The sequence below is a fragment of the Parabacteroides sp. AF17-28 genome (assembly GCF_003479205.1).
GTDB lineage: Bacteria > Bacteroidota > Bacteroidia > Bacteroidales > Tannerellaceae > Parabacteroides > Parabacteroides acidifaciens.
Genome location: NZ_QUGV01000025.1, coordinates 14,605 through 38,704 on the forward strand (window position 1 = coordinate 14,605; position 24,100 = coordinate 38,704).

At 47.9% G+C, this 24,100-nt stretch carries 20 protein-coding genes; 4 read left to right on the top strand and 16 right to left on the bottom strand.

The window, feature by feature from the left end:
- Positions 1–21: 21 nt before the first annotated feature.
- The 15 genes from leuB to ilvD form a co-directional block, all read right to left on the bottom strand.
- The gene (gene leuB / locus DWW90_RS15955) at positions 22–1,092 is read right to left on the bottom strand and encodes a 3-isopropylmalate dehydrogenase (RefSeq protein WP_115500121.1); all 1,071 of its coding nucleotides are present in this window, start codon (positions 1,090–1,092) and stop codon (positions 22–24) included.
- A gap of 97 nt (positions 1,093–1,189) precedes the next feature.
- Positions 1,190–1,633 (bottom strand): methylglyoxal synthase, encoded by a 444-nt coding sequence (locus DWW90_RS15960; RefSeq protein WP_115500122.1) that lies wholly within the window; start codon positions 1,631–1,633, stop codon positions 1,190–1,192.
- A gap of 102 nt (positions 1,634–1,735) precedes the next feature.
- Positions 1,736–3,244 carry an alpha-isopropylmalate synthase regulatory domain-containing protein gene (locus tag DWW90_RS15965; RefSeq protein ID WP_199659198.1) on the bottom strand — a complete coding sequence of 503 codons (1,509 nt, stop codon included), beginning with the start codon at positions 3,242–3,244 and terminating at the stop codon, positions 1,736–1,738.
- 64 nt (positions 3,245–3,308) lie between these two features.
- Positions 3,309–3,713 (bottom strand): GxxExxY protein, encoded by a 405-nt coding sequence (locus DWW90_RS15970; RefSeq protein ID WP_122345680.1) that lies wholly within the window; start codon positions 3,711–3,713, stop codon positions 3,309–3,311.
- Positions 3,710–4,303 (bottom strand): 3-isopropylmalate dehydratase small subunit, encoded by a 594-nt coding sequence (gene leuD, locus DWW90_RS15975; protein WP_122345681.1) that lies wholly within the window; start codon positions 4,301–4,303, stop codon positions 3,710–3,712. Before leuD ends, DWW90_RS15970 begins: the two co-directional genes overlap by 4 nt.
- 41 nt (positions 4,304–4,344) lie before the next feature.
- Positions 4,345–5,739, bottom strand: coding sequence for a 3-isopropylmalate dehydratase large subunit (gene leuC, locus DWW90_RS15980; protein ID WP_122345682.1), 1,395 nt, complete (start codon positions 5,737–5,739; stop codon positions 4,345–4,347).
- Between the two features lie 8 nt (positions 5,740–5,747).
- Positions 5,748–7,244 carry a 2-isopropylmalate synthase gene (locus DWW90_RS15985; RefSeq protein WP_122345683.1) on the bottom strand — a complete coding sequence of 499 codons (1,497 nt, stop codon included), beginning with the start codon at positions 7,242–7,244 and terminating at the stop codon, positions 5,748–5,750.
- 337 nt (positions 7,245–7,581) lie between these two features.
- Positions 7,582–8,388, bottom strand: a complete 807-nt coding sequence (locus DWW90_RS15995) for a carboxypeptidase-like regulatory domain-containing protein (protein WP_122345685.1) — start codon at positions 8,386–8,388, stop codon at positions 7,582–7,584.
- Positions 8,389–8,392: 4 nt separating this feature from the next.
- Positions 8,393–9,559, bottom strand: coding sequence for a metallophosphoesterase (locus DWW90_RS16000; RefSeq protein ID WP_122345686.1), 1,167 nt, complete (start codon positions 9,557–9,559; stop codon positions 8,393–8,395).
- Positions 9,560–9,584: 25 nt separating this feature from the next.
- Positions 9,585–11,081 carry an InlB B-repeat-containing protein gene (locus DWW90_RS16005; RefSeq protein WP_122345687.1) on the bottom strand — a complete coding sequence of 499 codons (1,497 nt, stop codon included), beginning with the start codon at positions 11,079–11,081 and terminating at the stop codon, positions 9,585–9,587.
- Positions 11,082–11,241: 160 nt separating this feature from the next.
- Positions 11,242–12,285, bottom strand: coding sequence for a ketol-acid reductoisomerase (gene ilvC, locus DWW90_RS16010; protein WP_122345688.1), 1,044 nt, complete (start codon positions 12,283–12,285; stop codon positions 11,242–11,244).
- 44 nt (positions 12,286–12,329) lie between these two features.
- The gene (locus DWW90_RS16015; protein ID WP_122345689.1) at positions 12,330–13,061 is read right to left on the bottom strand and encodes an acyl-[acyl-carrier-protein] thioesterase; all 732 of its coding nucleotides are present in this window, start codon (positions 13,059–13,061) and stop codon (positions 12,330–12,332) included.
- 41 nt (positions 13,062–13,102) lie between these two features.
- Complete coding sequence (gene ilvN, locus DWW90_RS16020; RefSeq protein ID WP_115500131.1) at positions 13,103–13,660, bottom strand: acetolactate synthase small subunit; 558 nt, start codon at positions 13,658–13,660, stop codon at positions 13,103–13,105.
- 12 nt (positions 13,661–13,672) lie between these two features.
- The gene (gene ilvB, locus DWW90_RS16025; RefSeq protein ID WP_122345690.1) at positions 13,673–15,373 is read right to left on the bottom strand and encodes a biosynthetic-type acetolactate synthase large subunit; all 1,701 of its coding nucleotides are present in this window, start codon (positions 15,371–15,373) and stop codon (positions 13,673–13,675) included.
- 23 nt (positions 15,374–15,396) lie between these two features.
- Entirely contained in the window at positions 15,397–17,232 is a 1,836-nt protein-coding gene (gene ilvD, locus DWW90_RS16030) for a dihydroxy-acid dehydratase (protein WP_122345721.1), read from the bottom strand.
- A 1,180-nt stretch (positions 17,233–18,412) separates the two neighbouring features.
- Here ilvD and DWW90_RS16035 point away from each other — a divergent pair.
- Both DWW90_RS16035 and DWW90_RS16040 read left to right on the top strand, forming a co-directional pair.
- Positions 18,413–19,099 carry an outer membrane beta-barrel protein gene (locus DWW90_RS16035; RefSeq protein WP_122345691.1) on the top strand — a complete coding sequence of 229 codons (687 nt, stop codon included), beginning with the start codon at positions 18,413–18,415 and terminating at the stop codon, positions 19,097–19,099.
- A gap of 80 nt (positions 19,100–19,179) precedes the next feature.
- Positions 19,180–20,355, top strand: coding sequence for a MalY/PatB family protein (locus DWW90_RS16040; RefSeq protein ID WP_122345692.1), 1,176 nt, complete (start codon positions 19,180–19,182; stop codon positions 20,353–20,355).
- A 44-nt stretch (positions 20,356–20,399) separates the two neighbouring features.
- Here DWW90_RS16040 and DWW90_RS16045 read toward each other — a convergent pair whose 3' ends face one another.
- Positions 20,400–22,223: an LTA synthase family protein gene (locus DWW90_RS16045; protein ID WP_122345693.1), complete on the bottom strand. Its 1,824-nt coding sequence runs from the start codon at positions 22,221–22,223 to the stop codon at positions 20,400–20,402.
- 183 nt (positions 22,224–22,406) lie between these two features.
- On the opposite strand from DWW90_RS16045, the gene DWW90_RS16050 reads away from it, so the two are divergent.
- Both DWW90_RS16050 and aroC read left to right on the top strand, forming a co-directional pair.
- Positions 22,407–22,985 (top strand): peptidylprolyl isomerase, encoded by a 579-nt coding sequence (locus tag DWW90_RS16050; protein WP_115500138.1) that lies wholly within the window; start codon positions 22,407–22,409, stop codon positions 22,983–22,985.
- A gap of 6 nt (positions 22,986–22,991) precedes the next feature.
- Positions 22,992–24,062 (top strand): chorismate synthase, encoded by a 1,071-nt coding sequence (aroC, locus tag DWW90_RS16055; RefSeq protein WP_122345694.1) that lies wholly within the window; start codon positions 22,992–22,994, stop codon positions 24,060–24,062.
- Positions 24,063–24,100 lie beyond the last annotated feature (38 nt).

The window sequence follows — 24,100 nt, forward strand, 5'->3', positions numbered from 1 at the left end:
TCTGCGTCCAATAGAAAATACTTATTTCTTTGCAATATAGTCGGCAATCCAATCGCCCACTTCGCTTGTTGAATAGGATTTTGCACCGTCGGCAATATCTTCGGTAACGAAACCTGCATCCATAGAGGCAGCAACCGCTTCACGAATCAAAGCTCCTTCTTCCATCAGGTTGAAAGCATATTCAAGCATCAGGGCACCGCTCAGAATAGTAGCCAACGGATTGGCAATGTTCTTTCCGGCAGCCTGCGGCCATGAACCATGAATCGGCTCGAATACGGAAGTATGGACGCCGATAGAAGCGGAAGGCAGCATACCTAACGAGCCGGTGATAACCGAAGCCTCATCCGTCAGAATGTCTCCGAACATGTTTTCCGTAACCATCACATCGAAGCTCTTCGGCCACTGAACCAACCGCATGGCAGCGTTGTCGACAAACATAAATTCGGTCTCCACATCCGGAAACTCCTTTGCTATTTCCTGTGCAACCTGGCGCCACAAGCGGGAAGTAGCCAAGACATTCGCCTTATCTACAACCGTCACCTTCTTACGGCGTTTCTGCGCATACTGATAAGCCAGACGAACGATACGGTCGATTTCCTCACGGCTGTAAACGCAAGTGTCATAGGCTGTATTCCCATCTTCACTCCGGCCCTGCGGACGTCCGAAGTACATGCCGCCTGTCAGTTCACGGATACACATAAAGTCCGCACCTTCCACCAGTTCGGCACGCAACGGAGATTTATGCAGCAGTGAAGGGAATGTTGTGACCGGGCGGATATTGGCAAACAGACCCAGTTTTTTGCGCATCCCCAACAGTCCCTGTTCGGGACGTACTTTGGCAGACGGATCGTTATCATATTTAGGAGAGCCGATAGCGCCGAAATAAACAGCATCGCTCTGCATGCAGAGTTCGTGCGTTTCGTCGGGATAAGGATTACCTACGGCATCAATCGCGCAGGCACCTACCAACGCTTGTTTGTAACTCAGGTCATGGCCATATTTCTGGCAAATGGCCTTAACGGCTTTCATTCCTTGCTCGATAATCTCGGGACCGATTCCGTCACCGGGGAGCAGTGCAATATTCAATTTCATATAAATAATTTATTAATTTGCGAATATGCCAATGTGCCAATGAAAAGCCAATGCACCCACTAATTGGCACATTGGCATATTGTTTATTGGCACATTCTTATTCTCTTTTAAAATAGACATATTTCGGTTCTGTGGGGACATAGCTGTCATCATCCCACAGTGTGCTTGTGATCATCAGATCGGCACTGTAACGGTTACAGGCAATAGGTACGTTATGAACGCGGCATTGGCGAAGCAACATCTGGATATCGGCTTCGTGCGGCTGTGGGTTCAGGTCGTCGATCAGGAATACGGCAAGGTCGATTTCTTTACGCACTACCATTGCTGCGATCTCAGCATCGCCACCGAGCGGCCCGGAATGCATACAGGTTATTTCCGACTGTACACCTTTTTCTTCCATAGCCTGCCGAACCAAACCTCCGGTTGTTCCGGTACATACAATGTAATGATGGGACAGAAATTCAGCATTGTGAACAGCCCATTCTACCATGTCAGCCTTACGGTTGTCGTGCGCTACAAGCGCGATTGTTAACTTCTTCATAACTTCAATAATTTATTAATTTGCAAATATGCCAATGTGCCAATGAAAAACCGATGTAACCACAAATTGGCACATTAGCACATTGATCTATTGGCACATTATTCATTGCTCTATCTTGTTCAGCATCTTCAATGTCGCCTTGATAGCTGCTTCCGTCTGGTCGGCATCGAGTCCGCGTGTCTTAAAGTCTACTCCGGCATAGTTCCAGCTGATGATAGTCTGCACGAATGCATCGGTTCGTCCGCCGGGCGGGATGGATACGGAATAGTTGGTCAGCATCGGGAATGGACGGCCCAGATCGGAATATATTTTCCGGAGGGCACGCACAAAGGCGTCATATTGCCCATCGCCGGAAGCCGATTCCTGATAGGCTTCCCCATTGATCTCTATCTTCAGGGTTGCAACAGGTTTCAGCCCCTGCGCCAAAGATAAAGAATAATTTAATATGCGGATGCGCTGATCGGCAATAGTATCATGATGAAGCACATCGCTGATGATATACGGCAGGTCTTCCGTCGTAACCATTTCCTTCTTATCGCCCAATTCGATGATCCGCTCGGTCACCTTACGCATGGAGTTTTCGTCGATGTCAATCCCCAGCGATTCGAGGTTTTTGCGGATATTTGCCTTGCCGGATGTTTTTCCGAGCGCATACTCGCGGACGCGGCCGAAGCGTTCGGGCAGCAGGTCGTTACAATAGAGATTGTTCTTGCTGTCGCCGTCGGCATGTACACCGGCACATTGCGTAAAGACATGTTCGCCGATGATCGGTTTGTTTGTGGGGATATGGACGCCGGAGAAAGTTTCCACCAGGCGACTGGCATAGTTGATCTTCTCTTCCCTGAGCGTTGTTTCCACTCCCAACTGGTCTTTCAGAACGGCAAGCACACTGCTGAGAGGAGCGTTTCCTGCACGTTCGCCCAAGCCGTTCAGCGTGGTATGAACGCCATTGATTCCGGCACGGACGGCAGAATAGACATTGGCAACGGCCAGGTCATAATCGTTGTGAGCGTGGAAATCAAACTTCAGATCCGGATAGCGGGTCACCATATCCTTGCAATAATCGTATGTATTACCGGGATTCAGGATGCCCAACGTATCGGGCAACATGAACCGGCGTACCGGCAGGTCACGAAGCGAATCGACAAACTGATAGACATATTCCGGCGAATTCTTGATACCGTTCGACCAGTCTTCCAGATAGACATTCACTCCTATCCCCCGTTCCGTCGCCAGGTTGATGACGCTGCGGATATCGGCAAAATGCTGTTCGGGAGTCTTACGCAGCTGCTCCGTCACATGCTTGTAAGAGCCTTTGCAAAGTAAGTTCACAGTCCGGCAACCGGCAGCCTCGATCCAGTTCAGCGAGACATCGCCATCGACGAAGCCGAGCACTTCGAGCTTCTGGATATTTCCGGTACGTTCCGCCCAGGAAGCCACACGCTTCACGGCCTCAAACTCGCCGTCTGAGACACGCGCAGATGCGATCTCGAGGCGGTTCACACCCAAGTCGAGCAATGCCTGGGCAATACTCAGTTTCTCATGCGCCGCAAAAGAAACTCCCGATGTCTGTTCCCCGTCACGCAGGGTGGTATCCATTATTTCTATCATAATTAATTCTATTTGTCAGTATTTACCGGACGCAGACTACGCAGATAACGCAGACTTACGCAGATTATTTATTTTTATTTATGAATATCTTCCGTTTTACTTGGGGATGAACTCCAAAATTCAACAGAAGTCCCAATTCTATTTTAGTTGCTTTCAGATAATTCAATAGTTGAGCTTCATGTTCATCGCATAACTCTTTTACAGCTTTCAACTCCAATATTATGGAATCGTTCACTATGATATCGGCGATGTACTCTCCTACTAATTTCCCTTGATAATAAACAGGAATAGGATATTGAGCTTCGCATTTAACCCCCATCTCCTGCAATTCAAAGAATAACGCGTTCTGATACACTCTCTCCAGAAAGCCATATCCTAAAGTTCGATATACTTTATAAAAAGCACCGATGATCTTATCCGTCTCTTCCTTAAATAAAAAATCTGCGTCCGTCTGCGTATTCTGCGTCATCTGCGTCCCTTTCTTTCAAATTCCTCTATCTTGGATTTATTAGACAGGAGGTAGTCGATGTCGTCGAGACCGTTGACCAGGCAATCCTTTTTGTAGGCGTTGATGTCGAAATGTTCGCTTTTGCCAGTTGCCTTGTTGGTGATCGTCTGGGCGGGCAGGTTGACTTCTACTTCTGTTTTCGGATCGGCATAGATGGAGTCGAAAAGTTCTGCCAGGAATTGTTCGCTTACAACCACCGGAAGAACAAAGTTGTTCAACTCATTGTTTTTGTGGATGTCGGCGAAGAAGCTGGAGACAACCACCCGGAAACCGTAATCGGCTATTGCCCAGGCTGCATGTTCGCGGCTGGAACCGGAACCGAAGTTTTTTCCTGCCACCAGGATCTGGCCGCCATAAGTCGGATCATTCAGGACAAACGATTCGATTTTGTTTCCCTGCTTATCATACCGCCAGTCGCGGAACAGGTTTTCGCCGAAACCTTTCTTGTCAGTCGCTTTCAGGAAACGGGCCGGGATGATCTGGTCTGTGTCCACATTCTCCAAAGGGAGTGGAACACAAGTAGATGTTATGATATTGAATTTCTGTTTCATATCTTTGATATTTTATCGTTTTACTATTTGATTTCGTACGACTACATGAACTGTCTCGGATCAGTAATCTCGCCCGTCACGGCGGCTGCGGCGGCTACCAGCGGACCGGCCAGAATCGTGCGTGCACCCGGCCCCTGACGTCCTTCGAAATTACGGTTGCTGGTCGAAACGGCATACTTACCTGCCGGGATCTTATCATCGTTCATCGCCAGACAAGCCGAGCAACCCGGTTGACGGAGTTGGAAACCAGCCTCTTCAAATATCTTATCCAGACCTTCCTCGCGTATCTGAGCATCTACCATCCAGGAGCCGGGCACCAACCAGGCAATCACATGATCCGCTTTCTTCCGGCCCTTCACGATAGAGGCAAAAGCGCGGAAGTCTTCGATACGTCCGTTCGTACAAGAACCCAGGAAGACATAGTCGATCTTCTTTCCAAGCAACGATTCACCCGGTTCGAAGCCCATATAAGCCATCGATTTCAGGAAAGAAGTCTTAGCCACTTCGCTCATGCCCTCGACAGTCGGGATATGCTGTGTGATACCCATACCCATGCCCGGATTGGTTCCATAAGTCACCATCGGCTCGATATCGGCAGCATCAAACCGGATTTCTTTATCGAAGACGGCATCATCGCCACTCTTCAGCGTCTTCCAGTAAGCGACAGCCTTCTCCCATTCTTCACCTACCGGAGCATTTTCACGTCCTTTCAGATAGGCAAAAGTCGTTTCGTCGGGGGCGATCATACCGCCACGCGCACCCATCTCGATCGAAAGGTTACACAAAGTCAAGCGTCCTTCCATCGACAGACTGCGAACAGCCGAGCCGGCATATTCCACAAAATATCCGGTAGCTCCGCTGGTCGTCACCTTCGACATAAGGTAAAGCGCCACGTCCTTTGCTGTTACGCCTTTGCCCAATGTGCCTTCCACACTGATACGCATGGTCTTCGGTTTTGCCTGCAAGATACATTGGGAAACCATCACCATCTCCACTTCGCTGGTTCCGATACCGAAAGCGACAGCTCCGACAGCTCCGTGCGTGGAGGTATGGGAGTCGCCGCAGACGATTGTCATGCCCGGCAAGGTCAGGGCGCGTTCGGGGCCGACCACATGGATGATACCGTTTCGTTCATTCAGCATTCCGTAGTGGGTCAAGCCGAAATCGGCGGCATTCCGTGCCAGCGTGTCGACCTGGTTCTTCGAGATCGGGTCTTCTATCGGTTTGTCCTGGTCGTGTGTCGGCGTGTTGTGGTCCGGCATACAATAGATACGTTCCGGGCGAAGCGGTTTCAAACCACGTGCACGCATACCGGCAAAGGCCTGCGGGCTGGTTACTTCATGACAGTAAAGTCTGTCTATGTAAAGCTGTGTGGGTCCCTCTTCGATCTTCGTGACCACGTGGGAATCCCAAATCTTGTCAAATAGTGTATTCATAATTTCTTTTATTTTACAAATTTGTTGATTGCATCGATAAATGCTTCTACCGAAGCGGCAATGATATCGGTATTGGCGGCAAAACCGTAATAACGGTTTCCTTCATATTCCACCTGCATGTGCACTTTACCCATATCGTCACTGCCCTTATTAATAGCTTGGATCAGGAATTCCTGGATAGTCATCGTGCGGTGGATAATCGATTTCACCGCTTTGATAGCCGCATCGACAGGTCCATTTCCGGAAGCAGCAGCTTCAAACTTCTCACCTGCGATATCCAGGCAAACGCTGGCAACGGATTGCAGGCCGACGCCAGATGTCACTTGCAAGTAATCTAATTTGATACGGTGCATAGCCGTACGGTCTTTGCCGGCAAGCATCAGGACGTCGTCGTCGTTGATATCTTTTTTGCGGTCGGCCAGCTTCAGGAATTCTTCATAGACCTTATCCAGCTTTTCCTGTAACAGTTCGACGCCCAAGACCTGCAGGCGATGTTTCAGGGCAGCGCGTCCGCTACGAGCGGTCAATACGATTGCATTATCGTCGATACCCACATCTTTCGGGTCGATGATTTCATAACTTTCGCGGTTCTTCAAGACACCGTCCTGGTGAATGCCGGAAGAGTGGGCGAAGGCGTTACGTCCGACGATCGCCTTGTTCGGCTGGATCGGCATATTCATCAGGCTCGACACCATGCGGCTGACACCGTATATCTTCGTCGTATTGATATTGGTGATGATTTCACGTTCCTTATGACTCTTGAAAATCATGGCGATTTCTTCTAAAGAGGTGTTACCGGCGCGTTCACCGATACCGTTCATGGTGACCTCCACCTGGCGGGCTCCGTTCAACACGCCTTGTACGGTGTTGGCGGTTGCCATTCCCAAGTCATTGTGGCAATGGGTAGAGATGACTGCCTTTTCGATACCATCTACGTGCTCCATCAGGTATTTGATTTTCGCACCATATTCGTCCGGCAAGCAATAACCGGTCGTATCGGGAATATTCACAACCGTAGCGCCAGCCTTGATAACTGCTTCTACCACACGCGCCAGATATTCGTTGTCCGTACGTCCGGCATCTTCGCAGTAGAACTCGATGTCTTCCACATACTTCTTGGCATATTTGGTTGCCGCAATGGCACGTTCCAGAATCTCTTCCTGGTTGGAGTTGAATTTATATTTAATATGATAGTCGGATGTACCGATACCCGTATGGATACGTCCGCGTTTCGCGAACTTCAGAGCTTCGGCAGCCACATCGATATCTTTTTCAACCGCACGGGTAAGCGCACAGATAGTAGGCCATGTTACGGCTTTCGATATTTCAACAACGCTATTAAAATCACCCGGGCTCGACACGGGGAAACCGGCTTCAATCACATCGACACCCAGTTCTTCCAGCGCTCTCGCAACCTGAATCTTCTCAATGCTGTTTAACTGGCAACCCGGCACCTGCTCGCCGTCGCGTAATGTAGTGTCGAAAATAAATAATCTGTCTGACATAGTTCTATCCTCTTTAATTTTATTATAACTTACTATTCCTTTAATAAAAAAAGCCTCTCTCACAAGGAAGTGAGAAAGGCTCTTTAATATCTTTATGCCCAGCAAAGCATATACAGTCTCACTTCCTATCCCGTTCCCAGAGTAGAATAATATTTAGAGAAATAATGAGACTATTTAGCATTTCCTGTTTCATGTTGTTCTTTTCGTTGTTTCTGTTTGAACGCTGCAAAGATACAGCCTTTTTCCAAACCACCAAATATAAATCGAAGTTTTTTATATATATTTTCTTATAAAACGTAAGTAAGATAAGTAAAAGCAAAATCAATTCATAACTAAATCATTGCCTCACATAAACGGAAGCCTTAATGCCGAACGGCGCTTTCTTATACGTGTCCAATGAAACCGAACGATGCAAGCTGCTGGTTGAATAGAGCGGGAAGAAAAGTTTGCCTTTGCCATAGACGCGAACAATCTCAAATCCAACCCGGATATTTCCTGCCGGAATCAAGGGAGGCGTATCGTAGGTAAACAAGACTTTTTCTTTCTTTTCCATTTTCCGGATTGTTTGGTAAATAGGCTGAACCGGCAGTAATTCCGGGTTCATCTCATCAGAAAGATGATACAGATTTATACGTACCAAAACACTGTCATACCCGCATCGAGAAATGGGTAACCGGATTTGTTCCAACAGCCCTTCCTTGTCCAATTTCACAGAAATACCGATTTCTTCCCCCAAACTGCCGATGCTATCGGTAGCCATTACACCTCCCGGCACCCGTATTCCTTTATTACTGATCCACTTTCCTTTCATGGGAGAAATAGAGACTTCCGGGAGAACCAGCAGGCTATCCTCCAATACAACGGTAACAGGCGAACCGGCAAGTTCCCGGAGGCGGGAAGAGTACTTTTTATATGCAATATGGGATATGGTCAATTGATCGTCCAACAAGGAATCCGGCACAAACAGGCAGAATTTTCCAGCCTCGTCAGACATTCCTCCAAAGCCTTTTCCCATGACACCGATATTGACAAAAGCAACAGGTTTCCCCTTTGCATCTTTAACCACACCGTTTATCTCTGTCTTATGCTCTTGCGCATTGGCAGCAAACAATGAAAACAACAGAAAGAAAAGCAGACATTTCATGATATTACTTTTTTATAGAGAATTGATCCAGTACTTTACCATCCACATCCACCACCTGTATCTTCATTTCTTTCGGATCGGCTGTCGCTTTCAGGACAGCGGTATTGGAGTTGACAATTATCGGGAACGGGGTTTGGGCCGTTGCATCCTGATGTATGAAACGGTGCAGGTGGCCGCAAAGCATCACATCGGGTTTGGCCTCACGAAGCAAAGGCATGAACTTATTTTCCACTTCCAGGTTTCCATGCCAGCCACCCATCGGCGGGATATGGGCTACGATAATCTTGAACGGAGCTTCCTTATATTCCTTGCTGTTCAGGACCTGGCGCAACCATTCGGCCTGTTCCGTCCGGTATTCGTCATAGACCGTAATGCCGGCATACTCGATATCTGAATCCGGTTTATCTTCCCCGGTATCCAGAATCACGAAACAGATCGGACCTTGCCGGAAAGTATAATAGATATTCTCCTCTTTCGGTGAGAAGTAACGTTGGAACTCGGTAGCAAAAGCACCGCGCGTTTCATGGTTACCCCGCGTGTAATACATCGGGATTTCGGAGGCAAACAATTTTACCGCCGTGTCCATAAAACCGTCGAAGATATGGTTTTCCTCGTTAAAGACAGAAACCATATCACCGTTGAAAATAAAGAAGTCAGTCTTTTTCAAATCACATTTGGAAACCAGATTGGACAGGACATCATTTTTTCCGTGTATGTCATTCACCATCGCGAACGATACGATATTATCAGCCGGATTACTTGTCTTGAAGACCAACGGCTTCTTCGAATAGACATCCGTTGAGGCATAGTTCCCGTAAATGATTTTATGGCCGATATGGCTCAATACCTCCTGTGCAAACACCCGGTAGCGATAATTGGTTCCCGGCTTAAGCCCTTTGACCCTCACCGTATGGATCGTCGAGGTATTCTTAACGCCATTGCGGGCATCGAAATAGCGGGGACGTTCCGTCGCATAGAAATCGGAACCATCATCCGGCGCTAACTCCACCCAGCCGACAGAAGGCTGATCCGACAGCCATACGATTGTCACCTCATCAGGTCCCAGATTCTGCAAATAAGGCCCGTGCACCAATTGGATCTTCGACTCGACCGCCCCCGTAAGGGAAACAGAAAGCCAAAGAAACATGATCAAGACTTGAAACTTCTTCATGATATAGATAATTTAAGTTATTCAGTTACCGAATCAAAACCTTGCTGCGTGTCCCATTATCCAAAAGCACAATATAGACACCACCCGGCAAACCGGAAATCTCACTTGTTCCGACAGCAAGGCGACCTGTACGGACCGTACGCCCGGTAATGCTGACAATACGCATTCCGACCGGTTCATCCGTTGTAATACAAATGCAGCCATCGAGCACACGGATACCACTTGAGGAATCAGTGACCTTATCGAGAGCAGTCGGATCGTCCGCCTTTTCCCAATGCGCATAAAACGTCCTGTCCGCCGTACCGATCGAGGATGGAGAAGCCAGTTCCGTCCCGCCTTCCTTCTGATCGAACCAACCGACAAACGAATATCCTTCACGGACGGGCACGTTGGCCAACGGACGGATAGTTCTGCCTGTATTGCCGTAGATCGTATCGAGGGCTGCTGCGCCTTCATAATTCAAGTCGTAAATGACAGAATAAACTTTCAAAGCGGCTTGTTCCTCCGCCGGATAAAAAGCCAGAAGAACGGGTGTCGATTTCAAGCCGGCGGCTTTTGTTCCGGACAGCGACTGACCGTAAGCATCGCCCAAGAGATCAGCAACTTTACCACTGTTGAACAAGTCGGCAGACATGGGATATAGATCGCGAACAACACTTTCATTTTTACCGACTCCAATGGTAGCGACTCCTTCTAAATAAAAACAGTTGGAAACAGAAACCGCATGTTCATAATTCTGCTTCCAATTATGGCCGCATATACCACCCACGAATGTTTCGCCTGTCGCATCTGTAGCAATGACTTGCCCCACATTATAACAATTGATGATAGAGCCTTCGCTACGGCCACATATACCACCGATACAACCGTTTTTACCTTTCACGATTCCAAGATTATAGCAATCTATATTCTTTGCCGCATCGTCATTTTCTCCGCAGATACCGCCGACATATGCACCATCGCCTTTACCTATTACCGTACCGGAGAAGTAACAGTTGCTGATAAGCGTACCGTTTTCTTCCAAATGGTCTTCGCCATCCGCCCTGCCGCAAACACCTCCGACATATTGTACGGCAGAGATATAACTGTTCACAACCCCTAAATTCCTGATTTCCGCTTTACAGGCTGTTCCACCAAAGAATCCCATCGAACCGACTTCATCCGTATCGATATAGACGCCACTGACAATATGTCCCTGCCCGTCAAAAATGCCTTCGAACTTCGGTGAGTTTCCACCATCCAGATAGATGCCGATCGGTTTCCATTGCTCCGACGGCGCATTGCCTTTTATACTTCCGTCTTCGTTCAATTCCAGATCGGAAAGTTTGATGTCCGCCGTCAATTTCCCATTTATCTTAGCTTCACCGGCAAGAACCTGGTCGCGGAACCACTTCAACTGTTCCGCATTCCCAATCTGATAATACCCGTCGACCAATTCGGGAATGGATACGTTTTGTCCCCGGACGGGTAAAGCCCCCATCAGAAGAAGGGCAGCCAAACAAATGTAAAGTATTTTTCTCATCGACAAATAGTATTTAATATTTAACCCGTTCAAATGTAGTCAAAAAACAAACACAGGGATACAAAACAAAGGGAAATTCAATTCCCAGAGCTTTGTATCCCTGTGAGATATTCATCCGAAGTTCCTTGTCCCCGCGCTTGACGCGGGGCCGCAAAAAGTATTAGTTGTTTTCCGGACGCAGTTTGCGGACAACGGCACCGGCACGCCACATTTCGCTGTTGCGCAGGGCTTCCAGTTCCTTGTTCAGACCTTCGCGATAGTCCGGTTTGCTGTTGGTGTCGATAGAACGCTGTGCTTCATTACCGGCAGCCACTTCGTTATACAGTTTTTCGAATACCGGTTTAGTTGCATCGTGGAACGGGCCCATCCAGTCCAGAGCACCACGCTGGGCGGTAGTGGAACAGTTTGCATACATCCAGTCCATACCGTTTTCTGCGAACAGCGGCATCAACGACTGAGTCAGCTCTTCCACTGTTTCGTTGAATGCTTCGGAAGGTTCGTGTCCGTGTTCGCGCAATGTCTCGTACTGAGCCAGGAGCAGACCCTGGATAGCACCCATCAGCGTACCGCGTTCGCCCGTCAGGTCGGAATACACTTCCTTCTTGAAAGTTGTTTCGAACAGGTAACCTGAACCGACGCCGATACCCAGTGCGATTACACGGTCCCATGCTTTGCCGGTTGCATCCTGGAAGATTGCATAGCTGGAGTTCAAGCCGCGTCCCTGCAAGAACATACGGCGCAGAGATGTACCGGAACCCTTCGGAGCGATCAGGATTACATCGACGTCTACGGGAGGAATGATGTTTGTACGTTCCTTGTAAGTGATTGCAAAACCGTGAGAGAAATACAACGCCTTACCCGGAGTCAGGTATTTCTTGATACGCGGCCAGCATTCGATCTGGGCGGCATCAGAAAGCAGAACCTGTATGATAGTTGCTTTTTCGCAAGCTTCTTCGATACCGAAAAGTGTCTCACCCGGTACCCAACCGTCGGCAACAGCCTTGTCATAGGTCTTGCCCGGACGCTGTCCTACGATCACGTTAAAACCATTGTCGCGCAAGTTCAAGCTCTGTCCAGGGCCCTGAACACCGTAACCGATTACTGCGATTACTTCATCTTTCAACACTTCTCTTGCTTTTTCCAACGGAAACTCTTCGCGGGTTACTACGTTTTCGTCAACACCGCCAAAATTCATTACTGCCATTTTCTTTTTACTTTAAAATGTATTTAATAATAATTCTCTATTCTCTAACTCCACGTAACGGCTGCACGGCAAATCGCCTTGCCTTCGTTACAAATTGCCATATTATATTTTTCAGAACCGGCTTCCTGCTTATGCAACATGAGTTCCATCCCATATTTGCCTTCAGCCTGGTAAGCGATTTCGAAACGTTTGATATCTTTTGTCTTAAACATCTCCAGGTCGAACAGGTCCAGGAGGTGTTCCATATATTTGATACTGTTCAGATGTCCGTTGATGTCCAGGTCGCTGTATTTGATCGAGTAAGGAACACCTTCCGACTCGCTTTCCGCAGCCGCAATCTTGCCCGGCTTCTCGATCGGACAGGAACGCTCGGTTATATAAGAACTCAGCCCTGCCACATCCAACAAGGTCGGACGGCGTGTCTCGACGTCGATAGCCGCCCAGATGGAACGGGCGTAACCGAAGGTCTTCCCGTTGCTGTCCGCCAGCTCGAAACAACGGCTGGTGAAGAGGCGGCCGACTTCGTCTATCCAGGTATATAGCGTTATAGGCTCCGACATGGCAGGATATTCAATCATCTCGATCGCCAGACGGGAAAGCACCCAGGCAGTATGCCGTTCGGACATGTCGTTGAAGCCGAATCCACGTTCGGCGGCATGAGTGGACGCCACGTGTATCAGGTAGTTTCCGATCATCGGGATCGTGACGCGTCCACGGAAATCCAACAGATATGGTTCTGTGACGAAATGAAATTCTCCTACTTTGTTTTTCTCCATAATTCTATATTTTAAGAGGGCAGGCAGACCCCGCCCCTACGTTATTGTCCGTTTCTTTCCTGCAGCTTGCGTTCCATATCGGCCAACATATCACTCAACCGCTCTACGCGGCTTTTGGTGATGGCGATACGTCCGGAACGGATAAACTGCAAGACGCCGATCGATTCGCTCAGTTCTTTGAAAAGCGCCTGCGTCTCGTCGTAATGACCGCTCTTTTCCAGCACGACACACGTCTCGTTCATCTCCAGGATACGGGCGTTGTACTTGCGGATCAGGTCCTCAACCGTGCCCATCTTGATGAACAGTTCTGTGCTCAGCTTATAAAGGGCGATCTCCTGGAAGACCAGGTCTTCATCCGTATTATAATAAGCCTTCAGGATGTCGACGCGCTTGTCGATCTGTTTCACCACCTTGTCGATCATATCCTCATCGGCAAAGGTCGTGATCGTAAACTTGTGGATACCCTGTATCGCAGACGGAGAGACGGAAAGCGTCTCGATGTTCAACTGCCGGCGCGTAAAGATAATCGTAATCTGGTTCAGAAGACCTACTGTGTTCTCTGAAAAGATAATAACGGTATATAATTTTTTTGTTGTCATAGCTTCGCCTCCTTACTTATCTCCTAATATCATGTTTGTTACGCTTGCTCCGGCAGGCACCATCGGTAATACCATACCGCAAGTCTCCACATTGGCTACCAACACATATGCGCCGTCGTGCGCGAGCATCTCGGCAATGGCATCGTCCAGCTCTTCCCGCTTGTCGACTGCCCGGCTGGCGATACCGTAAGCCTTGGCAATTGCTACGAAGTCGGGATTCTCCATCGTCGTGTTGGAATAGCGTTCGTGGAAGAACAGTTCCTGCCACTGGCGTACCATACCGAGGAAATTATTATTCAGGATGATAATCTTTACATCGAGTTTTTCCTGCATGATGGTTCCTAACTCCTGGATCGTCATCTGCATACCTCCATCGCCGGTAAAGAAGCAGACCGTACGGTCGGGTGCGCCAAACTTAGCTCCCATAGCAGCCGGAAGGCCAAAGCCCATCGTGCCGAGACCGCCGGATGTAACCACACTGCGGGTTTGTTTATATTTAAAGTAGCGGACGCCCATCATCTGGTTCTGGCCTACATCCGTCACCAGGATGGCGTCGTTGCCTGTCGCCTCGGATACTTTCCGGACCACTTCGCCCATCTTCAGCTGGCCACTGACCGGAGACAATTCTTTTTCAATCACCTTCTCGTATTCTTCCCGGGCATCCGGCTCAAATTCGGCATTCCACTCCGGACGCTTCCGTTCTTCCAACAGTTCTGTAATCATCGGGATCGTGTGTTTGGCATTACCCAGCACTTTCACGTCTACCGGAACATTCTTTCCGATTTCGGAGTTGTCGATATCCAGATGGATGATCTTGGCCTGCTTGGCATACGTATTCAGATCGCCCGTCACACGGTCGTCGAAGCGCATCCCGATGGCGATCAGGACGTCACATTCGTTCGTCTTCCGGTTCGGTCCTACATTTCCATGCATACCCAGCATACCTTTATTTAAAGGAAAATCGGAAGGCATAGCCGACAAGCCCAAGACTGTCGAACCGGCCGGTATATCGTTTTTCAGCAGGAATGCTTTCAGTTCTTCTTCAGCCCCTCCCAGCAAAACACCTTGCCCAACCAGGCAGAACGGTTTCTTTGCACTGTTGATCAGAGCGGCAGCCGTCTTAATCCGATCCCGGTTGATCTCCGGTTCCGGCTGATAGCTGCGGACAAAGTCCACCTTCTTATATTCGTAATCGACCAAACCGACTTGCGCATCTTTTGCCAGGTCAAGGACAACAGGTCCCGGACGGCCGGTAGAAGCGATATAAAAGGCACGCGAGACAGCCCAGGCGATCTCTTCCGGCCGGCGGATCTGATAAGCCCACTTCGTTATTGGCTGGGCAATACCGATCACATCGACTTCCTGGAAAGCATCCGTTCCGAGCAGCGGAGAAGGCACCTGTCCGGCTATGACTACCATAGGCGTACTGTCCATCAAAGCATCGGCAATACCGGTAATGGTATTAGTTGCGCCGGGACCGGAAGTAACCAAGGTCACTCCCACTTTGCCGGATACGCGTGCATATCCCTGGGCAGCATGCGTCGCTCCCTGTTCATGGCGGACCAGGACGTGTTTCAACTGATCTCTGTAATCATACAAGCTGTCGTAAATAGGAATTGCCTGCCCTCCCGGATAACCGAAGATAGTGTCTACTCCTTCAGCGATCAGCGTCTTCAGCAAAGCTTCCGAACCGGTTATCTTTTGTTTCTCCATATCTCTCTATTTTAGTCTGATGTTTAATCTTCTACAATTCTTACTCCCCCTTTGTCGGCCGATGAAACCATCTTGCCGTAAGCCTTTAAGGCTTTCGAGACGACTCGCTGGCGGTAAGGAGGCGTAAAGGCTTTCGTTCCGCGGGCTTCTTCCGCCTTGCGGCGTTCTGCCAATTCCGTATCGCTGACCTTCACATTGATGGTACGTTCCGGTATATCGATCTCGATGATATCGCCATCCTTTACCAGGCCGATTGCTCCGCCGGCTGCCGCTTCGGGAGACACATGGCCGATAGAAAGGCCGGATGTGCCGCCACTGAAACGTCCGTCCGTTATCAGGGCGCATTCCTTACCAAGATGGCGGCTCTTTATATAAGAGGTAGGATAAAGCATTTCCTGCATACCCGGACCGCCTTTCGGTCCTTCGTGCGTGATCACGACCACGTCACCCGAAACGACTTTTCCACCCAGGATTCCTTCACAAGCGGCATCCTGCGAATCGAAAACTTTGGCAGGGCCGGCAAATTTCCAGATACTCTCGTCCACTCCGGCGGTCTTCACCACGCAACCGTCCAACGCGATATTTCCTTTCAGGACAGCCAGGCCGCCATCTTTGGAGTAAGCATGTTCGACGTCGCGGATACATCCTCCGGCACGATCGGTATCCAGTTCTTTATAGTAAGTTTCCTGCGATCCCATCTGAATACTGAAACGATGGGCCGGGGCGCTCTTATATTTCTTGATTGCCTCATCCGTTACGTTCGGCGAAGTGATTGCGAATTTGTCTACAGCCTCGGCCAGTGTCATGCCATCCACACGTTTCACACCGCCGTCTACCAGTCCGCCCTTCAGCAACTCATTCATAATCCCCATAATACCACCGGCACGGTTTACATCCTGAACATGATAGGTATGTGTATTGGGAGCGACTTTGCAAAGGCAGGGAGTCTTGCGTGAGAGCATATCGATGTCGTCCATCGTGAAATCGGCTTCCGCTTCCTGTGCAACAGCCAACAGGTGAAGTACCGTATTGGTCGATCCGCCCATGGCGATATCCAGCGACATGGCGTTCAGGAAAGCCTGACGGGTAGCGATACTGCGGGGAAGAACCGAGTCGTCGCCATCGCGGTAATACTTATAAGCATTTTCTACAATCTGTTTGGCTGCATCGCGGAACAGCTGCGTACGGTTAGCGTGCGTAGCGACAATCGTCCCGTTACCCGGAAGCGCCAGACCGATCGCCTCGTTCAGGCAGTTCATCGAGTTTGCCGTAAACATACCGGAGCAGCAACCGCATCCGGGGCAGGCGTTCCGTTCGACCTGTGCGATCCGTTCGTCGCTCACCGATGTATCGGCCGATTCAATCATGGCATCGATCAGGTCGAGGTGGCGGTTATCCAACTCGCCGGCCTCCATTGGACCGCCGGAAACAAAGATGGTCGGGATATTAAGCCGCATGGATGCCATCAGCATACCCGGCGTGATCTTGTCGCAATTGCTGATACAAACCATCGCATCGGCCTTATGCGCATTTACCATATATTCAACGCTGTCCGCAATGATGTCGCGGGAAGGGAGCGAGTAGAGCATCCCGTCGTGCCCCATCGCGATACCGTCGTCGATGGCAATCGTATTGAACTCGGCTGCAAAGCAACCCAACTTTTCGATCTCCGCTTTCACCTGTTGCCCGATCTCGTGCAGATGCACATGTCCGGGTACAAACTGGGTAAATGAATTCACAATGGCTATAATCGGTTTGCCGAACTGCTCTTCTTTCAGGCCGTTGGCGCGCCACAAGGCACGGGCTCCGGCCATGCGTCTGCCCTCTGTGCTGTATGAACTTCTTAACGGATTCTTCATCATATTGTTTGTTTACTTTATTTTTATACATTAAAAAAGCCCTTCTCTATATGGAGAAAGGCTTAAGAAATATCTTTATACGACTTCACGACTTCTTGCACACCTTTCTCCTTACCTGCTAATGACTAGAAGGACCACCACGAGAATAATATGCAATACATTGTTCATCATCTTTTCTTATGTCTTTATTTTTTGTTTGACGCTGCAAATGTAGAACAATAATTCGTACCACCAAAGAATTTAAAAGAAAAATATCACTTTATCTTACATTTCTCAATAAAAAAGGAAGACTGGCTCATTATTTATTATCATAAGGGAGAAATCTCTGCTTGAATCAAACTTGTATAATTGTTTTTGACAAGATTGAACTGCAACTCACCGCTAAATCATCATTTACAAGTTCACTTTTTCTTAAATACGAATTTCTATTTCTTAAATATGATCCCTTCTAACTTTCAATTTTCAACTCTTAACTTTCAACTATCCGGGGGGGGCTTATTGTATAAAACGTATTTTTTTAATCCGAAAGACATCCAAAACAAAACAAATGTTAATCCACTTTTTTGACCTCAAAAAGGGACTTTTTCCTCTTTATAGGGTGTTTTCAACAATTACGACCGTCCTCTTTGCCATTACGACCGTGCTAATGTGTAGTGCACTCGGCACCTCGCGAAGATTAGCACGGTCGTAATGGCGATTTGGACGGTCATAATTAAAAAGAGGACCGTCTTTAGGGCAAAAAAGCCCCTAAATTTCCTTGCGATATTTGGAGCGCCGTCCGTTTTATTTTCAAATATTCGATTCTCCGGGAGTTAAGGTTTATCACTTTGCCGGTATTTCCGGTTTTAGGGAAACAAATTGCACGTTTTTCGGGATGACCTCGGCAGCCCGCTTTTTCCAGTGTCAGCCGGAGAGGTTAAAACCAAGAAAAGAGTCAATTCAAAATCGATCAAGATTTCGGACGAAATAGAAAAACGGTAGAAAAGGGGGGTTATTGTATAGTTTATACATATTGATCCAAGAATTATCAGGATAATTTCTTTTCTCTTGAATAATAGTAATCCGAATGTAATCCCGTGTTTCGCACATAATAACATCTTTAAGATTTTTCATGCTGCCATAAATAGGGGGATTCAAGAAATTCAAGTCTTACAATATATAACATTAATATTTTAAAGTCATGAAAGTTACAAAATTGTTGATTGCTGCACTGTTCTGTATTTGTTTTTTTCCAGCAAAGGCACAATGGCGCTTAGGTGCAGAGGCCGGTATCGACCTGTCGAGTGTGAATATCGTAACCAATCATACGCAGATTGGATCTCATGGGGGATTGACGGTGGATTATGCTTTTAAAAACCGGATCAATCTGTCTACCGGAGTCTTTCATACAATGAAAGGTGCAAATACGATTTGTGCAGACAAACTCGGATACGAACTGCTTGCCAGATTAGGATATATAGAAATTCCCTTACAGGTCGGTTATCGAATACCGGTAGCCTCCAATATCCATCTGACACCTTCTGTCGGTGCATATTTTGCCTGGGGAGTCAATGGTACGGGTGAGTTTGGAAAAAGCGCCACAGGATATAATCCCAATGAGTCTATGAACGTAACGGAATGGTCTAATCCTTTTGAGTCGCATTACTATTATACTGCTGAATCGGAAAGAAAGCTCGCTTATGCCTTCAACCGCTTCGATAGCGGATTGCGTTTCGGACTGAATGCCGAGATCGGACAAATCAGCCTGTCTTTCAACTATGACTTAGGATTAAAAGACATGTGGAAAGGATTCGAGCAGGCCGGGCTTTATAAACAGTTGAGAAACCGGAACGCAACTTTGGCAATCGGATATAAGTTTCAGCTATAACAACTATTTCCGGAATCGAACATATAGGTACAAAGAGATAATTTGTATATTTGCCCCCCGCAGACTGAAATAATAAACAAATGAAACAGTACAACTTTGACGAGGTCATCGAACGCCGGGGCACCAATTGCATCAAGTTTGATACCTTAAAGGAACGATTCGGCAATGAGAACTTGGTTCCCCTTTGGGTTGCCGACATGGATTTCCGGACACCGGACTTTATAGTCGATGCTATCAGGAAACGTTGCGAACACGAGATCTTCGGATATACATACGGATCGGACTCTTACTATAATAGTATTATCGAATGGGTGCATTATAAACATAACTGGAAAATACAGCGTGAATGGCTTAGCTACATTCCCGGCATTGTAAAGGGAATCGGTTTCGTCCTTCAGTGTTTCACCCAACCGGGCGACAAAGTGATTATCCAGCCACCGGTTTACCATCCGTTCCGTATCGTTCCGGAAAGCATGCACCGCGAAGTGGTGTACAACCCGCTGAAAATGGTGGATGGCGTCTATGAAATGGATTTCGACAACCTGGAATCGGTGATAGACGACCGGTGTAAAGTCTTGATCCTTTGCAATCCTCATAATCCGGGCGGCATTGTCTGGAAAAAGGATATGCTGGTCCGGTTAGCCGAGATTTGTGCCAAACATCATATTTTGGTTATTTCGGATGAGATCCATGCAGAGATGGCCTATCCGCAATATACGCACCATCCGTTTGCAACGGTTTCCGAAGCGGCAGCCAATTGCAGCATCACCTTTATGGCACCGAGCAAGACCTTCAATATTGCCGGTATCGTAACCTCCTATTCAATCGTTCCCAATGCCGGGATACGGGAGCAGTTCTACTCCTTTATGGAAGCCGGCGAGTTCGGCGACGGAACAATCTTCGCTTATACGGCAACGGAAGCAGCCTATACTTACGGTGCGGAATGGTTACAGCAGATGCGGATGTACATAACGGAAAATGTACGTTTCGTGGATGATTACCTGAAAGCCAACCTGCCGAAAATAAAAGCATATCCTCCGCAAGCATCTTTCCTTATCTGGCTGGATTGCCGCGACTTGAAACTGAGCCAGCCGGAGCTGGTCAGCCTCTTCGAGGAAAAAGCCGGCCTGTTGCTGAACGACGGAAGTATGTTCGGTCCCGGCGGCGAAGGTTTTATGCGTCTGAACATCGGTTGCCCGCGTTCAGTCCTGAAAACGGCTCTGGAAGCGTTGAAGAAAGCAATCGGTAAGAAATAAAAATTCAACCGAACGCAGATAACGCAAAGTAACGCTCGTCTGTGTCATCTGCGTCCGGTAAATGCTGACTTTTGGCACACCGCCTCATTCATTCTCCCCAGATAATCACAACGGATGATCATGTCCGAAACGGTCCATGCATCTTTGGCAAACCGGAGTTCCTCATCCGAAACATCCCCCGCATCTCCTACCACTTTGTAATTCGGATCAATGGCAAAAGCCTTTTTGTCGGGGTCCAGAATGCTGCGTCCCAATCCTTTCCAGGCATAATTATCCAGCCCGAGAAGAGACAGCAGTGTCGGATAAATATCAACCTGCCCCATCACTTTTTCATAGCGCATGCCCACCGGTGAGTTTATTATAATCAAAGGAGTAAACTGCTGATCCGAGACAATGCCTTTCCCCGCTTTCGTATCACAGAGCATACTCCGTGCATCGGCAAGGCCTTCATGGTCACCGGTTACGACAACCATCGTATTATTCAATATCCCCGACTGTTTTAAACGCTCGATAAAAAGACCGATTGCCCTGTCCGTGTAATTCGCCATCGTCATGTAATCATTCATCCGCTGAGGGATCTCAGCGGAAAAAAATATATTTTTTAATTCTTTCGGTAGAATAAACGGGTTGTGGCCGGAATAGGTCACACATTGCAGGAACGTATGTCCATCTTTGTTCCATACAACCTCATCTTCAATCTTATCGGCACACTGGCGGAAGAAAGAGACATCTCCTAATTTTTTATGAGGTCCGACACGCTCATCAAGGATAAAGCTTTGTTTATCCAACAGTTGGTCATAGCCAAACATCGGAGCGACAATATTCTGGTTCCAGACAATCCTTTTATCAACCGTAAGCCCGTAAGCCCGTGCTCCCGGATATTTTTCTTTAAACGCCTTAACGACAGAAGGGTAATAAGAAGAGGGAAACTTAGTGCTATAGGCACCGTTCGCAATCGGTAACAGCCCCGTATCGAACAGAAGTTGGGCATCGATCGAACGGCCTCCTTTTACCTGTGTCAGGACATAAGGCGCATATAGCGTGGTCGAGTCTTTCAACAATTTATTCAGATAGGGGGTTATTTCATTGCCTTCCACCGTCTTTTCCAACACCCAACTTTCCAGAGATTCGGCTAAAATCAAAATACAATTATCGCGTACCTCGATCTCAATCGGTAACGGTTTCCAGGCCGGTTTATCCGCCAACCAGGTATTGATATGCTTCTCTATTTCGGGCGTGTACACCACCTGTTCGCGTAAATAATCATAATAAAGCGAACCGAAAACAGTGTACATAGGAGTCCCGCAAGTATGCATATTGGCATTTTGAAGGGATTCGAAAGCTGCTTTATATCCCCTCTTCATTTCGATCAACCCGAACGAGAGCAGGCCGGTAACCAGAATCAGGAGGAAATAACGCAGCGGGAACCGACTTCCCGGAACTTCCGCACTTTCATTCCGACCGTATTTCCACCATACAAATCCGGCAAACAGAGTGGAAAGAGGGAAAAACAGATCCGTCCACCGCGAAGCATCACAGACACTTGCTGTGAAATCTTTCAGATTCCCGGCCAGCATATAGCTGCTTAAAGGGATAGCCGTAAAATAAGTCCGGAAATACATCAGGTTAGTAACCAATAACAAATCGACCAGTACAAAAATAGCAAGCGTCGTCTTAACCGCCCGGAAACAGACAAGAGGCAATAATAAAACCAATGTCACCAATACAGCATCCAGATAGGTTTCAATCCTTGAGCAAGAGGCAAAGGTCGTCTGCAGGCACCACAGAAAATCAAAAAAGAAGAATTTAGCGACTAAGCAAATGAAAAAAAGATACAGTACTTTACTGTAAAGTCTATTACCAAACATAAGTAAACACTTTAATTAGACAACACCCATATAACAATGTTTGAGACGGCAAAGATAACTATATTCTATCTTAATTCCATCTCAAAACATTACATATCTTTATTTTTCAAAGATTAAGAACACAAAATCGGAAATTATGCGTAAATTTGTCATCGTTTTATTTATCACAAAAACAATTTTATAATGAAAATTACAGCAAATAAGTTCGTTGCAGTTACTTACGACCTGAACGTAGGCGAAGGCGAAGAACGCGAATTGATGGAAAGAGCAACAGCCGAAATGCCTCTGAAATTTATCTTCGGCACAGGCGCTATGCTCCCCGCTTTTGAAGACGCTCTGAAAGACCTGGAAGTAGGCAACAAATTTAACTTCTCTATAGCTCCGGCTGATGCATACGGCGAGTATGTGGAGGAACACGTTTTGGACCTGCCGAAGAATATTTTCGAAGTGGACGGCAAGTTCGACTCGGAAATGATCAAAGAAGGCAACACGGTTCCGATGATGGATTCAAACGGTAACCGCATGAACGGTTCTGTTTTAGAAGTGAAAGACGATGTAGTCGTAATGGACTTCAATCATCCGTTGGCAGGCGAAACACTGCATTTCAGCGGTGATGTTATCGATGTACACGAACCGACAGCCGAAGAAATAGCAGCTCTTTCTGCTCCGGCAGGAGGATGCGGTTGCGGATGCGACGATTGCGGAAGCGATTGTGGAGACCACAATCATGATGGTGGATGTGGATGCGGCGGTTGCCACTAATATAAGGTGAATACGTTCGGAAACATATACAGACTGACCTCTTTCGGAGAATCGCACGGTCCCGGAATCGGAGGCGTGATTGACGGATGCCCGGCCGGGATCGAGCTGGACACGGCTTTTATCCAAAGCGAACTGAACCGCCGTAAGCCGGGACAGTCCAAGATCACAACTCCACGTAAGGAAGACGACGAAGTACAGTTTCTTTCCGGCATTTATGAAGGGAAGACGACTGGTACTCCGATCGGCTTTATCATCTGGAACAAGAATCAGCATTCGTCGGACTACGACAATATGAAGAGCGTCTACCGCCCTTCACATGCCGATTATACCTATCAGACAAAATACGGGATCCGTGATCCCCGGGGCGGCGGACGTTCGTCGGCACGCGAGACAATCGCGCGTTGTGTTGCTGGTGCAATCGCCAAGTTAGCACTCCGCCAGAAAGGGATCAGCATCCAGGCTTATACTTCCCAGGTAGGAAACATCAAGCTGGAAGGTTCTTATGCGAATTATGATCTCAGTAAGGTGGAAGATACGGCCGTACGATGTCCCGACGCGGCAACAGCGGCCGAAATGGAAGCACTGATAGCAGAAGTCAAATCCAAAGGCGATACGATCGGCGGTGTCATCACATGTGTAGCCAAAGGGGTTCCCGTAGGGCTGGGCGAACCGGTTTTCGGGAAACTGCATGCAGCGTTAGGACATGCCATGCTGACGATCAATGCCGTAAAAGGTTTTGAGTATGGCGATGGTTTCGATGCTGCCTTATACCGGGGATCGGAACGAAATGACCGTTTCTTTAACGACAACGGGCATATCAACACCCGCACCAACCATTCCGGTGGAATCCAGGGAGGTATCTCGAACGGACAGGATATTTACTTCCGCGTCGCCTTCAAATCGGTTGCCACGATCCTGATGGAACAGGAAACGGTTAATATGGATGGCGAAGATACGATATTAAAGGCTCGTGGCCGCCATGACCCGTGCGTCTTGCCACGTGCAGTGCCTATCGTCGAATCGATGACTGCGATGACATTACTGGATTATCTGTTGCTACAAAAGACAAGGGAATAATAATGTGCCAATTATTCAATGTGCCAATATGCCAATGA

What these genes read in the sequence shown, in the direction of transcription:
- DWW90_RS16005 (WP_122345687.1), bottom strand. Translation starts at nt 11,081, where the DNA reads ATGAGAAAAATACTTTACATTTGTTTGGCTGCCCTTCTTCTGATGGGG.
- DWW90_RS15960 (WP_115500122.1), bottom strand. Translation starts at nt 1,633, where the DNA reads ATGAAGAAGTTAACAATCGCGCTTGTAGCGCACGACAACCGTAAGGCT.
- DWW90_RS15965 (WP_199659198.1), bottom strand. Translation starts at nt 3,244, where the DNA reads ATGATAGAAATAATGGATACCACCCTGCGTGACGGGGAACAGACATCG.
- DWW90_RS16035 (WP_122345691.1), top strand. Translation starts at nt 18,413, where the DNA reads ATGAAAGTTACAAAATTGTTGATTGCTGCACTGTTCTGTATTTGTTTT.
- DWW90_RS15995 (WP_122345685.1), bottom strand. Translation starts at nt 8,388, where the DNA reads ATGAAATGTCTGCTTTTCTTTCTGTTGTTTTCATTGTTTGCTGCCAAT.
- ilvN (WP_115500131.1), bottom strand. Translation starts at nt 13,660, where the DNA reads ATGACAACAAAAAAATTATATACCGTTATTATCTTTTCAGAGAACACA.
- DWW90_RS15970 (WP_122345680.1), bottom strand. Translation starts at nt 3,713, where the DNA reads ATGACGCAGAATACGCAGACGGACGCAGATTTTTTATTTAAGGAAGAG.
- leuC (WP_122345682.1), bottom strand. Translation starts at nt 5,739, where the DNA reads ATGAATACACTATTTGACAAGATTTGGGATTCCCACGTGGTCACGAAG.
- DWW90_RS16040 (WP_122345692.1), top strand. Translation starts at nt 19,180, where the DNA reads ATGAAACAGTACAACTTTGACGAGGTCATCGAACGCCGGGGCACCAAT.
- leuB (WP_115500121.1), bottom strand. Translation starts at nt 1,092, where the DNA reads ATGAAATTGAATATTGCACTGCTCCCCGGTGACGGAATCGGTCCCGAG.
- ilvD (WP_122345721.1), bottom strand. Translation starts at nt 17,232, where the DNA reads ATGAAGAATCCGTTAAGAAGTTCATACAGCACAGAGGGCAGACGCATG.
- ilvB (WP_122345690.1), bottom strand. Translation starts at nt 15,373, where the DNA reads ATGGAGAAACAAAAGATAACCGGTTCGGAAGCTTTGCTGAAGACGCTG.
- leuD (WP_122345681.1), bottom strand. Translation starts at nt 4,303, where the DNA reads ATGAAACAGAAATTCAATATCATAACATCTACTTGTGTTCCACTCCCT.
- DWW90_RS16015 (WP_122345689.1), bottom strand. Translation starts at nt 13,061, where the DNA reads ATGGAGAAAAACAAAGTAGGAGAATTTCATTTCGTCACAGAACCATAT.
- ilvC (WP_122345688.1), bottom strand. Translation starts at nt 12,285, where the DNA reads ATGGCAGTAATGAATTTTGGCGGTGTTGACGAAAACGTAGTAACCCGC.
- DWW90_RS15985 (WP_122345683.1), bottom strand. Translation starts at nt 7,244, where the DNA reads ATGTCAGACAGATTATTTATTTTCGACACTACATTACGCGACGGCGAG.
- DWW90_RS16050 (WP_115500138.1), top strand. Translation starts at nt 22,407, where the DNA reads ATGAAAATTACAGCAAATAAGTTCGTTGCAGTTACTTACGACCTGAAC.
- DWW90_RS16000 (WP_122345686.1), bottom strand. Translation starts at nt 9,559, where the DNA reads ATGAAGAAGTTTCAAGTCTTGATCATGTTTCTTTGGCTTTCTGTTTCC.
- DWW90_RS16045 (WP_122345693.1), bottom strand. Translation starts at nt 22,223, where the DNA reads ATGTTTGGTAATAGACTTTACAGTAAAGTACTGTATCTTTTTTTCATT.